Origin of the sequence: Rubellimicrobium roseum (assembly GCF_006152145.1) — a bacterium.
In the GTDB taxonomy this organism is placed as follows: domain Bacteria; phylum Pseudomonadota; class Alphaproteobacteria; order Rhodobacterales; family Rhodobacteraceae; genus Rubellimicrobium; species Rubellimicrobium roseum.
Genome location: NZ_VDFV01000043.1, coordinates 16,517 through 30,393 on the forward strand (window position 1 = coordinate 16,517; position 13,877 = coordinate 30,393).

Below are 13,877 nucleotides of genomic sequence, written 5' to 3' on the forward strand. Positions count from 1 at the left end.
TCAAGAGCCGCGCGCGCTCTGGTGCGGGCTCGACGCGGCATCGACAAGCGCGGGGATCGCGGCGCGAGGACTGAGGCGCCCAGCCGATCAAGACGCTCGACGGGAAAGTCTCCGGTTCGGACCCGCCATGATCCGAGACTGGATGACAGGGAAGACTGATTGGGATGGCTGACATGCTGCTGGGCTACATGCGGGTGTCCAAGGCGGACGGCAGCCAGACGCTGGACTTGCAGCGCGACGCCCTCCTCGCGGCCGGGGTGGAGCCCGGACGCCTGTACGAGGACCTGGCCTCGGGACGCCACGACGCCCGCCCCGGGCTCGGGGCCTGCCTCAAGGCGCTCCAGCCCGGCAACACGCTGGTGGTGTGGAAGCTCGACCGGCTCGGGCGCGATCTGAAGCACCTGGTGACCACCGTGGACGACCTGCGCACGCGCAGAGTGGGCTTCAAGGTCCTGACGGGAGCGGGCGCGCAGATCGACACCACCACCGCCAACGGACGGCTCTTCTTCGGCGTCTTCGCCGCCTTTGCCGAGTTCGAGCGCGAGCTCATCGCCGAGCGGACCCGCGCGGGCTTGGCTGCCGCCCGGGCGCGGGGGCGCAAGGGCGGCCGGCCGCGCAAGATGGACCGGGCCACACTCAGGGCCGCGCAGGCGCTCCTCGCCAACACCAACGAGACGGCGCAGGCCATCGCCAAGCGGTTCGGCATCGGGACGGGCACGCTCTACACCTAACTGAACGGCGACAGCACCCTGAAGGAAGCGGGCGCCAAGGTCATGGGCGCGGCGGACGGGGAAGCGACCATGTCCAAGCCGGTCCCGAGCCCGTAAGTTTCGACCTATCGCGGGAGGCGGAGGCGGAGCGACGACCAACATGGCTCTCGCAACAATCATGTCTGGCAAGCACGGGGCCGTGCGCCGGTGGGGCCGCATGAGAACGTCAGGCCCGGAGCCGGACGGAGTGGTACGACGAGCCGTCAGCGGCACACAGCATCTTCCGAACCTTGCTTAGGGCCAAGCGCCAGCGGGGTTGCGCTCCGTAGAGGAATGACCCTGCCCCAATCTGGTTTGCAAGACGCACGTCCCAATCTGGGCAAGTCATGCTAGCGCCCATATCCCGACGCGCGGTCCGAGGGCCATACCAGGTCAGTCGCTCCGGCCGGACATCCAACCGAAGCGGGATCCCCGTAGGTCGGCGTTGACAGCAGCGTGAACGCTCCGGGTGCAACGTTCTGCGCTGCCGTCGCTTGGGTGGAGGCAAGCCCAACACGGGACGGACCTCATCATGCCCAACCTGCCCTCAGCCGCCCTCGCGGTCCTGCTCACCATGGCTCCTTTGGCCGTCACAGCCCAGGAGACCTCCGAACAGGCCACCGGCATGGCCGACGTGGACGAATTCGCCCAAGCTGCCGCCCAAGGCAACCTGGCCGAAGTTCAGATGTCGGCCCTAGCCCTTCAGAAGACCAACGACAGGCGGGTCGAAGAGTACGCGTGGACGATGCTCGACCACCACGGGCGCGCCATGGGGGACTTGGCCGAGTCCTTAGGCGAGGGCGCGGCACTACTGCCATCCGAGCCCAGCCCCGAGCAGGCCGCGACCTTGGAGGAGATGCGGGCCCTGGAGGGCACCGAGTTCGACGAGGCATACCTTGCGCACCAACTGGAGGCGCATCGGGCGGCGATCGCCCTCTACGAACAAGGCGAGCAGGTGTCAGACGAGCGGGTGGCGACCTACGCCCGCACCACGCTGCCGACCCTGCGCGCCCATCTGGAAACTGCGCAGATCTGGCAGGCTCAGCCGCCTGAGCCCCTTCCGCAGGAGTGAGGGGGACCGGGGCAGGCCCCCACCCGCCACGACGATCGGCGCGGCCCAGCCGCGCCCGCCCCCCGACGGGGGCTCCACAAAACCGGCGCCGCAGCGCCCTGAGCAGGAAGGGCAAACTGCCCATGGACGAGATCGACACCTCGCGACGCATGTTTGTCACCACGGCCGGCGTTGCGCTGGCGGCCGGCGCCGCGGCAACGGCCACTGGGCCCGCCCTGGCGCAAGAGCAGAACGCGCCGGGGGCGCCCACCGCGCCGCGCGCGGCCGACTACCCCAAGCCGCCCTTCCCAGAGCAAAGCCAGCCCTGGCCGGGGCTGGCCTCGCAGATGGAGCCCCGGCCCGACCACGGCGAAGAGAGCTACGTGGGCTCGGGCCGGCTCGCGGGCAAGCGCGCGCTGATCACCGGCGGCGACAGCGGCATCGGCCGCGCGGCCGCGATCGCCTATGCGCGCGAGGGCGCGGCCGTGGTCATCAACCACCTGCCCGAGGAGGAGCCCGACGCGGCCGAAGTCCGCGACCTCCTGACCAGCGAAGGCCACACCGTCATCTCCATGCCCGGCGACCTGCGCGACGAGGCGTTCTGCCGCCAGCTGGTGGAGGATGCCGCGCGCGAGCTCGGCGGTCTCGACATCCTCGTCAACAACGCCGCGCGCCAGCAGGCGCGGCCCTCCCTCGAGGAGATCGAGCCCGAGGAGTTCGACGCTCACATGAAGACCAATGTCTACGCCCCGTTCTGGCTCACTCAGGCGGCGGTGCCGCTCATGGGCACAGGCGCCGTGGTCGTCTTCACCTCGTCCGAGCAGGCGTCCGATCCGTCAGCCGAGATCATGCACTACGCCATGACGCGGGCGGCGGTGCTGAACTTCGCCAAGGGGCTGGCCAAGAGCCTCGCGCCGCGCGGCATCCGGGTGAACGCGGTGGCACCGGGGCCGTTCTGGACGCCGCTCCAGGTGTCGGGGGGCTCCACGCCGGAGAACCTCGTCAACTTCGGCTCTCAAGCTCCGCTCGGCCGCCCCGGCCAGCCGGCCGAGATCGCGGGGCTCTATGTGGCCGCCGCCGACCCCCTGCTCAGCTACTCCACAGGGCAGGTCTTCGGGGCCACGGGAGGTGGAGGCCAGCCGGCCTGAGCTTGCGCGGACTTGGCGCAACTAACCAAGCCGGTCGGTTCCGATCGGCTGACGCCCCGACAATCGCTTCCTCATGTTCGGTGAAGCCCGTCATGGCGACACTGCACAGGCGACCTGTGCTGCACGCGGCTGCTTTTTAGTGCGCATGGTTGGCGTGGATCCGGTTGCGTCCCGCTTCGGCCCCCTGGACGGCGAGGTCTTACCTTCCGGTTGAGCACCGGGCGTTGCCGACCAGGATGGAGCCAGTCCGGCGGGTGGTCAAAGCCAGAGAAGGTTCACTCGTATCCAGAACGTCCTCATAGTCTCCCGCCACTGAGACGAACACCGTTCTGGCTAGGTGAAACGGGCTTTCTCCTGCTTTGACAAGGGATGGCCAACGCGGCCCAGACTGTCGGTTCAACGATCCCCTTACGGACAGGCTGAGCGCGTCTGCACCGTCCAGCCGTGTGAGCGCGGCTGACCCGTCCCGGTGCTCAGTCGGTGCAGTCACGCGGGTTGGCGGAGCGTATCTATTGGCTTCTTTGTCCTTTCCGGCCGAAAGCTCACGATGACCTCCCGGGCAGAGTTGGTGCCACCGAGGGATCGGCGGCCACTATGGGTATGTAAAGGCCGCTTGATCCACCTCCTGGTCGACAGGCGCGCAAGTTATGGCAGCTGGCCTGCCGGCCAGCCGGGCGGCGTCTAGGCGGCCGCCATCTCGCCCTTGGCTTTGTGCAGGAAACGCCACAGGTCGGCGTTCACGCGGTCTTTCTGCGTAGTGCAGATGCCGTGGTCGTCGCCCTCGTAGACAGTCAGCTCCGCACCCGGCACGATCTTCACTGCTTCGAGCGCTGCGGCCCGGATCGGCACGATCTGATCGTCGTCACCATGGATGAAGAACGTCGGCACGTTGAAGCGCCGGAGGTCCTCGGTCAAGTCGGTCTCGGAGAAGGCCTAGATGCAGCAGACACAGGCCGGCATCCCCGCCTGCATTCCCTGCCGCCAGAAGCTGTCGCGAACGCCTTGCCTGACCTTCGCGCCTTCACGGTTGTAGCCGTAGAACGGCAGGGACAGGTCCATGAAAAACTGGGACCGATCCGCTACGACTCCAGCGCGGATGCCGTCGAAGACCTCGATGGGCAGACCCAGCGGGTTGGCCTCGGTCTTGAGCATCGGCGGCGGCACGGCGCCGATCAGCACTGCTTTGGCCACGCGATCGGTGCCGTGCCGCCCGATGTAGCGGGCGACCTCGCCGCCGCCGGTGGAATGGCCGATGTGGATGGCGTCGCGCAGGTCGAGGTGCCTGACAAGCTCGGCCAAGTCGTCGGCATAGGTGCTTATGTTGTTGCCATGGAGCGGTCGGGAGGAGCGGCCATGCCCTCGCCTGTCATGGGCGATGCAGCGGAAGCCTCGCTCAGCCAGATAGAATATCTGGTTCTCGAACGCATCAGCGCTCAGCGGCCAGCCGTGGCTGAAGACCACGGGTTGGCCGGTACCCCAGTCGTCGTAGAAAATCTCGGTTCCGTCGGAGGTGGTGAAGGTGGGCATCTGCATAGCTCCTGCTTGAGCTATTGCGAGAGGAGGTAAGGGGCCTGCCGCCTCGGACAGGTCCGTGGCGAAAAGACGGCGGCGCGTGGGGAACCCGGACCCTCGAGTACAGTCCGGAAAGACCTCAGATCGCTGCCGAGGTCACATCGACGGCGGCAGCTATCGGCGCAATCAGGTCAACGATCCCGGCCGATGAGCCATGAAGGCGAGGTGGACGGCTTCGATATCGACCACCATGGCTCTCCTGTCGGCCGCTCACTCGGCTGCGGCGATGTCGCCGTCCTGCGACCGCGCCCTTGAGGGGAGGCGCGCCTCGATCCAACCAGCGATGTCGGCCAAGACCTCTTCCTTACCGAGGTCATTCAGGAGGTCGTGGTAGTGCCCCTCGTAGAGTTTGAGGGTCTTGTCGGCCGAGCCGGCCTGCGCGTGAAAGTACTCGCTGCCCCGACACACGGTCGCCTTGTCCTCGGTGCCGTGCAGGATCAGCAGCGGCAGGGTGATCTGCCCGAAGGAGTCGTGCAGCCGCTCGTCGGCGCGCACCAGCGCCGCGACGGTCGCGGCTGGCTGGGTCTCGTCCTTGGTCAGCGGGTCGGCCTCCAGTGCGGCGAGAGCGACGGGGTCGCGGGTGAAGTCCTTCATGTGCAACGTCAGCACCCCCAGGCGCGGAGCGAGGTGGCTCAGGCCCTTGATGGCCGACAGGACAAAACCGGGAGCAGGTACCTGGAAGGCGAAGCTTTCGCAGATCAGGCCGTCGATCTCGTCCTGATGATCGAGCGCATAGATGCAGGAGACAACCCCTCCGGCGCTGTGGCCGAGGAGGTAGACCGGAAGGCCCGGGTGACGCTCTTTGGCGATGAGGATGAGGCCGCGCAGGTCGGCCACATACTCGGCCACGTCGTCGACGTAGAAACGAGGCCCTTCGGATTGACCGCGGCCCCGCAGGTCGACAGCGAAGACGGCGAACTCACGGGAGACGAGTTGCTCGGCCGTCCAGGCATGCTGACCTCCATGCGAGTTCACGCCATGGCAGATGACCACGACAGCCCGCGGCTCGCCCTGAGGGGACCACGAGCGCATGTGGATCCGCACACCACCTTGGCTGGTGAAGTCTTCCTCTTGCATCGACGTAGCTCCCCTGTTGTGGGACACCGCGCGCCGGCCTGCCTCAAACGTCGGCAGAGGGGCCGGAATGGCCTCGTCCCGATGGGTCGCCGGCATCTCGCCAAGGCGACCGGTGCGGGTTTGATAGCGGCCCAAGGTCGCCTCTGATATGACGGGCAGCGTCAAAATCTTGACCGGAAGTGACAATGATGACGCCTGAAGTGCTTCCCAGCGAGATCGGGATTGTCGTCTACCCCGGCGCGCAGATGGCGGCGGTTCACGGCCTGACCGACATCTTCTGCATCGCAAGCCGGTTAGCCGCAGAGGGTAGGTTCGACGAAGAGCGACCTCTTCAGGTCACGCATTGGAGCCCGGGGCCTCGCGGCGACATTGTGTGTGTCTACCGCAGCGAACCACGTGTGATCGTCCGACCGCAGATCCTGATTCTCCCTCCCACCCTGTCGCGCCTGCCCGACCCGAAGACTTGCGCGGGCATCGCGCATTGGCTGCAACGTCAGCACGCGCAAGGTGTCCGCCTCGTGTCGGTGTGCTCGGGCGTGTTCCTGATTGCCGGGACCGGCCTTCTGGACGGGCGAACTGTTTCGACGCACCGGCGCTGCGCACGGGCGCTGATCGAGACCTACCCGCAGGTCGCGGTCGACACCGAGGCAAGGCTGATCGACCTCACCGACGTTCTGACCGCCGGCGGCTTCATGGCCTGGGTGGATGTCGGGCTGATCCTGGTCGAGAGGCTGTTGGGCGGCGCCGTCCGGGCGGAGACGGCACGGTTCATCCGCTACGACCCGTCTGCCAGTGAAGCCCCGCACTTCGCTGGCTTTACGCCCCAACAGACCCATGGCGATTTGGCCGTCAGAAAGGCTCAGGAGTTCATCCATGTCAGAGATGGGCAGGGCGTGTCCTTGGCCACGATGGCGGCCGCCGCGGGGCTGGAGCGGCGCACGTTCCTGCGTCGGTTCACGAGCGCCACGGGACTGACGCCGATGGAGTACTGCCGCTCCGTGCGGCTGGCCCGTGCCCGCGAGCTTCTGGCGGCCGGAAGCATGCCCTTGCAGAAGATCGCGGCCAGCCTTGGCTATGCGGACGTGAGTTCGTTCGCTCGGGCGTTTCGCCGATCCTCGGGCGTGCCGCCGGGGACCTATCGACAACAGCATAGCGACGGTTTTGCAAGCTAACTCGTGAGCCTACGCATCTCACGTGCGCAATCCTTCGTATGTTGGAGACCGGCCGGGAGGGTGGGCTAGACACCTCTTTTGAGGCACTCTGCTGTCCGAGAACCGTGTCAGGAAATCAGTTGTCCAGCATACCCTGTACAGCTTCTACCCTGACATGCCGATCGGTTATGCGTGTGTTTCGACTGACGATCAGAACCTAGACCTGCAGTGGGATGCCCTCTTGCGGGTCGGGTGCGATCGGACCTTTCAGAAGTAGGAGGACGGGAACGAAACGTACGGCTCTGAAAGCGACGCGCGCCTTTTTGTGTCTCAAGGAATGGTGGTGGTCTGATAGGCGAACCAGCTGCGCCGCAGTGGAGCCTGCGGGAGATGCTGGACACCGCCCACGATCTTCAGGTTCAAAAGGTGGGGCTCCCGCTCGCTGAACGAGGCGGTGAACACCGAAACGCCCGGATATGAAAAAATATCGCGAGGCAGATCACCTCAACTCGGTTTCCTCATTCTGAAGTAAGAAGTCTCCATGCCCGTCATCACCAACATCAACGATCTTAAGCGCCTGCACCGCCGCCGGACGCCCAAGATGTTCTTTGATTATTGCGAGTCGGGGTCGTGGACCGAGCAGACCTTCCGCGAGAACACGTCGGACTTTGCAAAGCTCCGTTTCCGCCAGCGTGTCGCCGTCGATATGAGCGGACGGTCGATCGAGAGCACCATGCTGGGCCAGCCGGTGACCATGCCGGTAGCTCTCGCCCCGGTCGGAAGCCTCGGCATGCAAGCGGCGGATGGGGAGATCAAAGCCGCGCGTGCCGCGGCAAAGTTCGGCGTGCCTTTCACGCTTTCCACCATGTCAGTCTGTTCCATTGAGGACGTGGCGAGCCACGTCCCTGAAAAGCCATTCTGGTTCCAGCTCTACGTGCAGAAGGACAAGAGCTTTACCGACACCTTGATTGATCGCGCCAAGGCGGCGCACTGCTCGGCGCTGGTGGTCACGCTTGACCTCCAGATCGTCGGGCAGCGGCACAAGGATCTTAAAAACGGCGTCTCTACGCCGCCCAAGCTCACGGCCCGCAGCCTGTGGGATCTTGCCACCAAGTGGAGGTGGACCTTCGGTATGGCACGAACGTCGCGACGTACCTTTCGCAACATCGTCGGACATGCCCCCGGCGTCGCCGGCTTGGGCGACATTCACTCCTGGTCGGCAGCGCAGCTGGAACCGCGTCTGGATTGGGACATGATCGCCCGGGTACGTGACCGCTGGGGCGGCAAGTTCATTCTCAAAGGCATTCTCGATCCCGAGGATGCACGACTGGCCGTGACGGTGGGCGCGGATGCTATTGTGGTGTCGAACCACGGCGGCCGTCAGTTGGACGGCGCCCTCTCGTCCATCCGGATGCTTCCCTCGATTGTGCGGGAGGTGAAAGGAGAGACCGAGATTTGGATCGACAGCGGCATCCGCTCGGGTCAGGACGTCCTCAAGGCCATCGCCTTGGGTGCGGATGCTACCATGATCGGACGCGCCTACATCTACGGGCTAGGCGCCATAGGCGAGGATGGCGTGACCCGCTCGCTGGAAATCCTCCGCAAGGAGATGGACACCACGATGGCTCTCTGTGGCCGGCGCAGCCTCCGTGAGATGAACCGAGACATTCTTTTGGTTCCTGCGGACTTTGAGGGTGAGTGGGCGGATAGATCGTGAGCCGATAATGCCTCAGGTGCGGAAGACCTACAGGGCGCCCTTGCCGGAGTGAGAGGCTAGACAGGGGCAAGAAAAGCCTGCTTCACCCACCCGCGCGGCCGGCCGTGGGTCAGTTGAAAATCAGCTGTGTCTTAACCGACTGGGCGCGGTCCCCGGCGACCCGGAATGCGTTGGCAAGGTCTTCCGGCACGAAACTGTGGGTGATGATAGGCTTCACGCTGATCACGCCGCAGTCTATCAGGCTGGCGGCCTCCGAAAACTCGGCGTGAAAGCGATGGGTCCCGAGGAAAGCAATCTCCTTGCCGACGATGGCGTTGATTGCAACTGGCAGGGCTCCGGCTACGCCGACCTGGATGATCCGACCAAGGGGTCGGACGCATCGTGTCGCAGCCTCGATCGCAGGCGCTGCGGCGGAGCACTCGAAGGCCACATCGAAGTACCCTTTCTCGGCTTCGTAAGCTTCCAACGCGTGGGGAACGGCGGCGATGTTAAGCGCTTCGGTTGCGCCCATCTGGCGTGCCACGGCGAGAGGCTGGTCGTGCAAATCGGTGACCACGACCTCGGCCGCACCGCGATGGATTGCCACTGCAACGCAGAGCGCCCCGATGGGACCGGCTCCGGTCACGAGCACTCTCGCGCCGGAGAGTTCGCCCGCGCGGTTCGCGGCATGCAGGCACACGGCGAGTGGTTCGGAACAGGCGGCTTCGGCGATGCTCGTACTGCTCGAGACGGTAACGCACTGTGTGGCTGGCACGACCACGCGGTCGCGAAACAACCCTTGTTCATGGGGGAAGCGCAGAGCCGAGCCGAAGAAGCGCATGTTGAGGCAATGCTGGAACAGCCCATCTTCGCAGTAAGGGCAGTGGCCGCAAGGCCTGCTAGGATTGACTGCGACCCGATCGCCCACGGCAAGGCTAGTCGCACCTTCGCCGAGATGCTCGACCGTGCCTGCAGCCTCGTGCCCGAGAATGATCGGCTCGCGAACTCGGATCGGGCCGAAACCGCCGTCTTGGAAGTAGTGCAGATCGGATCCGCAGATGCCACCGGCACCGATGCGGACCAACACTTCACCTTCGCCCGGCTTAACTTCGGGCACAGTCTCGATCCTTAGGTCATGCTGACCGTGAAGGCGGCAGACGCGGACGGACATGGGTGACCTCATTCGAAGGGCTAAGACGGGCAAAGGGCGAGCGGCGCAAGAGACGAGACGAGACGAGACGAGACGAGACGAGACGAGACGAGACGAGACGAGACGAGACGAGACGAGACACAGAATGTGGGGTGTTGTCAGTGTCAGCAATAGGGCCATCTCTCTCGCCTGGCACTTTTCACTTGGTATGAAATCAACATCGCCTGGTTCAAAGCCAAGAGGAGCGCCATCAGACCGGCCGATCAACTGCGCTCGGAACTACTCTTGCCTTTTGCTCTGGCAAGATCGCGTTAAGCGCCTAACCATATGTACCCTAACGCCGCTTGCCTCTCGGCGGTGGCTGACGCGGCGTCGAGAGGCGCGACGGCCAGCAAGCAGACTGCGATATAAAGCATGGCGTGGGGTGCGGTTGACCGCGACAAACACACCTGTCAGGTTCCAGCTTAGAAAAAGCCAAAAGGCGAAGTGGGGAGGAACGCAATGCTACGGATTGCCGCCATCGCTATATCCGTGACGGCACTCGTCGCGAGTGCTGCTGCCGCGCAAGAAACGCTCAAGTGGGCCCACGTCTACGAGACATCGGAGCCCTTCCACACAGAATCGGTCTGGGCGGCCGAGCAGATCACCGAGCGGACGGAAGGTCGCTATGAAATCGACGTCTTTCCCGCCTCGCAACTCGGCAAGGAGACCGATATCAACCAAGGCCTGTCGCTCGGCACGGTGGACATCATCATCTCAGGATCGAGCTTCGCCGCCCGCGCCTATCCGCCGATCGGCGTGACGTACTATCCGTACATCTTCGACGGGCCGGACCACCTGCTGAACTACGTCGGCAGCGACATCTACAATGAACTGGCCGCAGGCTACCAGGAGGCCTCGGGCCACCACATCGTCGCCACGACTTATTACGGAACGCGCCATACCACTGCGAACCGTGCGATCAACACCTGCGCCGACATGGAGGGCCTGAAGATCCGGGTGCCCGACGTGCCGGCCTATCTGGCGATGCCGCAGGCCTGCGATGCAAACACGGCACCTATCGCCTTCGCCGAAGTCTATCTTGCGCTGCAGCAGGGGACCGTGGAGGCTCAAGAAAACCCGCTGACCACGATCGAGGCGAAGAAGTTCTACGAGGTTCAGTCGCATATCAACCTGACCGGGCACATCGTCGACCACCTCAATACGATCATCTCCGGCAGCCTGTGGGACAGGTTGTCCGAGGAGGACCGGCAGATCTTCGTCGAGGTGATGCAGGAGGCGGCCGAGCGGGCGACGCGGACGATCCAGCAACGCGAAGCCGAACTGGTCGACAAGTTTCGTGAAGAAGGGCTCGAGGTCGTCGAGGTAGATACATCGTCGTTCGAGGAGGCGGTCCGGGAGAAGGTTGGTTTCGAGGAATTCGGCTACCGTGAGGCTGACTGGGAGGCGATCAGGGCTCTTGCCGACAAACCGAGCTGATCGCGGCAGAAGGCGCATCGGACCTTTCGGGGCCGGTGCTACCCGACGAACTGCCCCGAGTCTTACCGGCTTGTGAAGATCGATCGAGGTGCCGCGTGGCTGATGAACGACATACCCCCATCACCCGCGAGGAGATCGCGAAGAGCTTTGACGAGCCACCGCCGCCGATAGACCTCTCAATCTACGCACCAGAAGACTGGTTCGCCTTCGTCGTGTTCTGGATGATGGCGGGCGCGGTCTTCCTGCAGTTCTTCACACGCTACGTCCTCAATAACAGCTTCGCCTGGACGGAGGAGATCGCGATCTACTGCTTGGTTGTGACCGTCTTCTTGGGATCGGTCATGTGCGTGCGATTGTTCCGACATATCCAGGTCGACTTTATTTACCGCCTACTGCCGGTGCGCGCGGCGCGTATATTGGCGACGGTGGTTGATCTCGTCAACATCAGTTTCTTCGCTTACGCCGCCTATCTGGTCTGGCGCTACTCGTCGATCATCAGCACCGAGCGGATGGTCACCGTCGACCTGCCGAAGTCCATCGTCTTCTATTCGGTGCTGGCGGGCTTCGTACTTATGGCCGTCCGCGCGGCGCAAATGGCGGTCGTGCATTGGCGGCGTGGCCATTCGGTGATCGAGCGGCCCGAGAGACCCGAACCAGCGGAGAACTGACCCATGTGGATCCTGATCGGCGCCTTCCTCGCGCTCATGATCGTTGGCGTGCCGATCGCGGTCTCTATGGCGGCGGCTTCGATCATTTACATCTTGGTCTATGACGTCGTGCCCGACGTGATCGTCGCGCAGCGCATGATCGCCGGGGTCGAGAGCTTTCCGCTCATTGCGGTGCCATTCTTCATCTTGGCCGGCAATCTCATGAACATCGCCGGCGTCACCGGCCGAATCTACGCCTTCGCGGTCGCGCTGGTCGGCTGGATGAAGGGGGGGCTCGCCCAGGTCAACATCATCGGCTCCGTGGTGTTCTCCGGCATGTCTGGCACTGCCATTGCCGATGCCGCCGGCATCGGAACGATCGAGATCAAGGCGATGCAGGACCACGGCTACCGCACCGAAGTGGCAGTGGGCGTGACAGCCGTCTCCGCTACGCTCGGGCCGATTATACCGCCATCGTTGCCCTTCGTGATCTACGGGATGATGGCGAATGTCTCGATCGGAGCGCTTTTTCTTGGCGGGCTCATTCCCGGCGCGTTCATGACGCTCCTGATGATGACCACAGTGGCGATCCTTGCTTATCGCAATAACTGGGGCTCCGATGCCGCCTTCGAGTGGTGGAGGCTGTTCCGGGCCGCCGTCGAGGTCATGGTCGTAGCGCTGTTCCCGCTTGTGGCATATCTTCTCACCGCTGCCGGGCTGTCGCTGAACGTTGCGGTGATAGTGGCGCTCGTCCTGCTGGTTGCAGCGGACTGGTACTTCGACTTCGACGCGGTCATGGCGTTGATGACACCCGTCATCCTGATCGGCGGAATGACGATGGGCTGGTTCACCCCGACGGAGGCGGCTGTCGCCGCAGTGCTCTGGTCTCTCTTCCTCGGGCTGGTGCGCTACCGCACGATGACCTTGCGCGCGCTTGCCAAGGCGAGCATGGACACGATCGAGACCACAGCCTCGGTCCTCTTCATTGTCACGGCCGCATCGATCTTCGCCTGGCTCCTGACGGTCAGCCAAGCCGCGCAACTCCTCTCGGCGTGGATCTTCGCCCTGACGGACACGCCGTGGGTCTTCCTGATCCTGGTGAATCTTCTCCTGCTGATCGTCGGCTGCTTTCTTGACACGATCGCTGCGATCACGCTTTTCGTGCCGATCCTGCTGCCGGTCGCGACGCAATTCGGCATCGATCCAATCCATTTCGGGCTGATCCTCACGCTCAACCTGATGATCGGTCTGCTGACGCCGCCACTTGGCATGATCATCTTTGTGCTCGCCCGCATATCGAAAATGTCGGTCGAGCGCACCACGATGGCGATCTTGCCCTGGCTGGTGCCGCTCTTCCTCGCCCTGATCGCGATCACCTTTATTCCCCAGCTCACGCTCTGGCTGCCAGCGGCGGCTGGAATGGTCAGGTAGGCCTGCTGGTCCGCCTCTCCGGCCCAGGGCCGGCTCTGCTCGATCAGGTCAAGCGTGGCGAAGGTCATCGGATACTCTTGGCTAACGTGAAATTGGACAGCTGCACCTTAACCGCACACCCCCAGCTACACTCGAAAACCACCACCTCCGTGGACGCTAACGCTGCGCATCAAGGCTCTGGTCATCGGCGGACACCCGCGCGTGACCCAGGATCATGGACAAAACCCTACCAAAGCTCGCGAGGTTTTGTCCCAAGGTTCTGTCCGCGTTAACTACATGGAACTGCTATACCAATCATTGCGGGACAAAAACGACCGTTTTAGTCTCTGGGTTCCTACAAGCGGCGACCGGCCGGTCGCGGAGCGGTGGACGTCCACTCCTTGACGATCTTCGGGGGGCGATCTCGGTCCACTCGCGCGCCAGAGGTCGGCAAACTGCGCCGTGACCTCGCCGAACGGCTTCCAGACGTACAAGTGCCCGAAGACTTCATAGTAGCGCCCCGAGGAGTTCATAGATTTCCCCGGATTCTCGCCAAAGGCACCAGAGACCTCACCGAAGACCCCAAAACCTTCACAGTTAGGTAGAGAAAGCACCTTTTCACCAGTAACTTACGCCCGCAGAATCTTAGAACTATGAATAATCTGAAGACACTGATGGGCTAGGTTCAGGACCCATTGATCTGCTCGCTCCCGCTGTGACGGTGTGATTCAAGCTCCCGGTCTGAGG

12 protein-coding genes are annotated in these 13,877 nt (G+C 63.9%); 8 read left to right on the forward strand and 4 right to left on the reverse strand.

The window, feature by feature from the left end:
- The first annotated feature begins 164 nt into the window (after positions 1-164).
- The 3 genes from FHG71_RS18570 (at position 165) to FHG71_RS18580 (ending at position 2,948) form a co-directional block, all read left to right on the forward strand.
- The gene (locus FHG71_RS18570; RefSeq protein ID WP_425467373.1) at positions 165-731 is read left to right on the forward strand and encodes a recombinase family protein; all 567 of its coding nucleotides are present in this window, start codon (positions 165-167) and stop codon (positions 729-731) included.
- Between the two features lie 550 nt (positions 732-1,281).
- Positions 1,282-1,821, forward strand: a complete 540-nt coding sequence (locus tag FHG71_RS18575; protein WP_139083195.1) for a DUF4142 domain-containing protein — start codon at positions 1,282-1,284, stop codon at positions 1,819-1,821.
- Positions 1,822-1,943: 122 nt separating this feature from the next.
- Positions 1,944-2,948 (forward strand): SDR family oxidoreductase, encoded by a 1,005-nt coding sequence (locus tag FHG71_RS18580; protein WP_139083196.1) that lies wholly within the window; start codon positions 1,944-1,946, stop codon positions 2,946-2,948.
- A 681-nt stretch (positions 2,949-3,629) separates the two neighbouring features.
- Here FHG71_RS18580 and FHG71_RS24805 read toward each other — a convergent pair.
- The 3 genes from FHG71_RS24805 to FHG71_RS18590 all read right to left on the reverse strand — a co-directional run bounded on the left by FHG71_RS24805 (position 3,630) and on the right by FHG71_RS18590 (position 5,597).
- The gene (locus FHG71_RS24805) at positions 3,630-3,863 is read right to left on the reverse strand and encodes an alpha/beta fold hydrolase (protein WP_246045513.1); all 234 of its coding nucleotides are present in this window, start codon (positions 3,861-3,863) and stop codon (positions 3,630-3,632) included.
- A gap of 18 nt (positions 3,864-3,881) precedes the next feature.
- Positions 3,882-4,475, reverse strand: a complete 594-nt coding sequence (locus FHG71_RS18585; RefSeq protein ID WP_246045514.1) for an alpha/beta fold hydrolase — start codon at positions 4,473-4,475, stop codon at positions 3,882-3,884.
- 255 nt (positions 4,476-4,730) lie between these two features.
- Positions 4,731-5,597, reverse strand: a complete 867-nt coding sequence (locus tag FHG71_RS18590) for an alpha/beta hydrolase (RefSeq protein ID WP_176559499.1) — start codon at positions 5,595-5,597, stop codon at positions 4,731-4,733.
- A gap of 185 nt (positions 5,598-5,782) precedes the next feature.
- On the opposite strand from FHG71_RS18590, the gene FHG71_RS18595 reads away from it, so the two are divergent.
- Both FHG71_RS18595 and FHG71_RS18605 read left to right on the forward strand, forming a co-directional pair.
- Entirely contained in the window at positions 5,783-6,769 is a 987-nt protein-coding gene (locus FHG71_RS18595) for a GlxA family transcriptional regulator (protein ID WP_139083198.1), read from the forward strand.
- A gap of 520 nt (positions 6,770-7,289) precedes the next feature.
- Positions 7,290-8,465 (forward strand): alpha-hydroxy acid oxidase, encoded by a 1,176-nt coding sequence (locus FHG71_RS18605; protein ID WP_139083199.1) that lies wholly within the window; start codon positions 7,290-7,292, stop codon positions 8,463-8,465.
- Between the two features lie 109 nt (positions 8,466-8,574).
- Here the strand turns inward: FHG71_RS18605 and FHG71_RS18610 are convergent, their stop codons facing one another.
- Positions 8,575-9,615 (reverse strand): L-idonate 5-dehydrogenase, encoded by a 1,041-nt coding sequence (locus tag FHG71_RS18610; protein WP_139083200.1) that lies wholly within the window; start codon positions 9,613-9,615, stop codon positions 8,575-8,577.
- Between the two features lie 480 nt (positions 9,616-10,095).
- On the opposite strand from FHG71_RS18610, the gene FHG71_RS18615 reads away from it, so the two are divergent.
- From FHG71_RS18615 to FHG71_RS18625, 3 genes are all read left to right on the forward strand, one after another.
- Positions 10,096-11,073 (forward strand): sialic acid TRAP transporter substrate-binding protein SiaP, encoded by a 978-nt coding sequence (locus FHG71_RS18615; protein ID WP_139083201.1) that lies wholly within the window; start codon positions 10,096-10,098, stop codon positions 11,071-11,073.
- Between the two features lie 95 nt (positions 11,074-11,168).
- Entirely contained in the window at positions 11,169-11,741 is a 573-nt protein-coding gene (locus tag FHG71_RS18620; protein ID WP_139083202.1) for a TRAP transporter small permease, read from the forward strand.
- 3 nt (positions 11,742-11,744) lie between these two features.
- The gene (locus tag FHG71_RS18625) at positions 11,745-13,151 is read left to right on the forward strand and encodes a TRAP transporter large permease (protein ID WP_139083203.1); all 1,407 of its coding nucleotides are present in this window, start codon (positions 11,745-11,747) and stop codon (positions 13,149-13,151) included.
- The last annotated feature ends 726 nt before the right edge of the window (positions 13,152-13,877 follow it).

Coding starts and splice junctions, on each gene's coding strand:
- FHG71_RS18605 (WP_139083199.1), top strand. CDS start 7,290: ATGCCCGTCATCACCAACATCAACGATCTTAAGCGCCTGCACCGCCGC.
- FHG71_RS18585 (WP_246045514.1), bottom strand. CDS start 4,475: ATGCCCACCTTCACCACCTCCGACGGAACCGAGATTTTCTACGACGAC.
- FHG71_RS18610 (WP_139083200.1), bottom strand. CDS start 9,615: ATGTCCGTCCGCGTCTGCCGCCTTCACGGTCAGCATGACCTAAGGATC.
- FHG71_RS18575 (WP_139083195.1), top strand. CDS start 1,282: ATGCCCAACCTGCCCTCAGCCGCCCTCGCGGTCCTGCTCACCATGGCT.
- FHG71_RS18570 (WP_425467373.1), top strand. CDS start 165: ATGGCTGACATGCTGCTGGGCTACATGCGGGTGTCCAAGGCGGACGGC.
- FHG71_RS18580 (WP_139083196.1), top strand. CDS start 1,944: ATGGACGAGATCGACACCTCGCGACGCATGTTTGTCACCACGGCCGGC.
- FHG71_RS18615 (WP_139083201.1), top strand. CDS start 10,096: ATGCTACGGATTGCCGCCATCGCTATATCCGTGACGGCACTCGTCGCG.
- FHG71_RS18595 (WP_139083198.1), top strand. CDS start 5,783: ATGATGACGCCTGAAGTGCTTCCCAGCGAGATCGGGATTGTCGTCTAC.
- FHG71_RS18625 (WP_139083203.1), top strand. CDS start 11,745: ATGTGGATCCTGATCGGCGCCTTCCTCGCGCTCATGATCGTTGGCGTG.
- FHG71_RS18590 (WP_176559499.1), bottom strand. CDS start 5,597: ATGCAAGAGGAAGACTTCACCAGCCAAGGTGGTGTGCGGATCCACATG.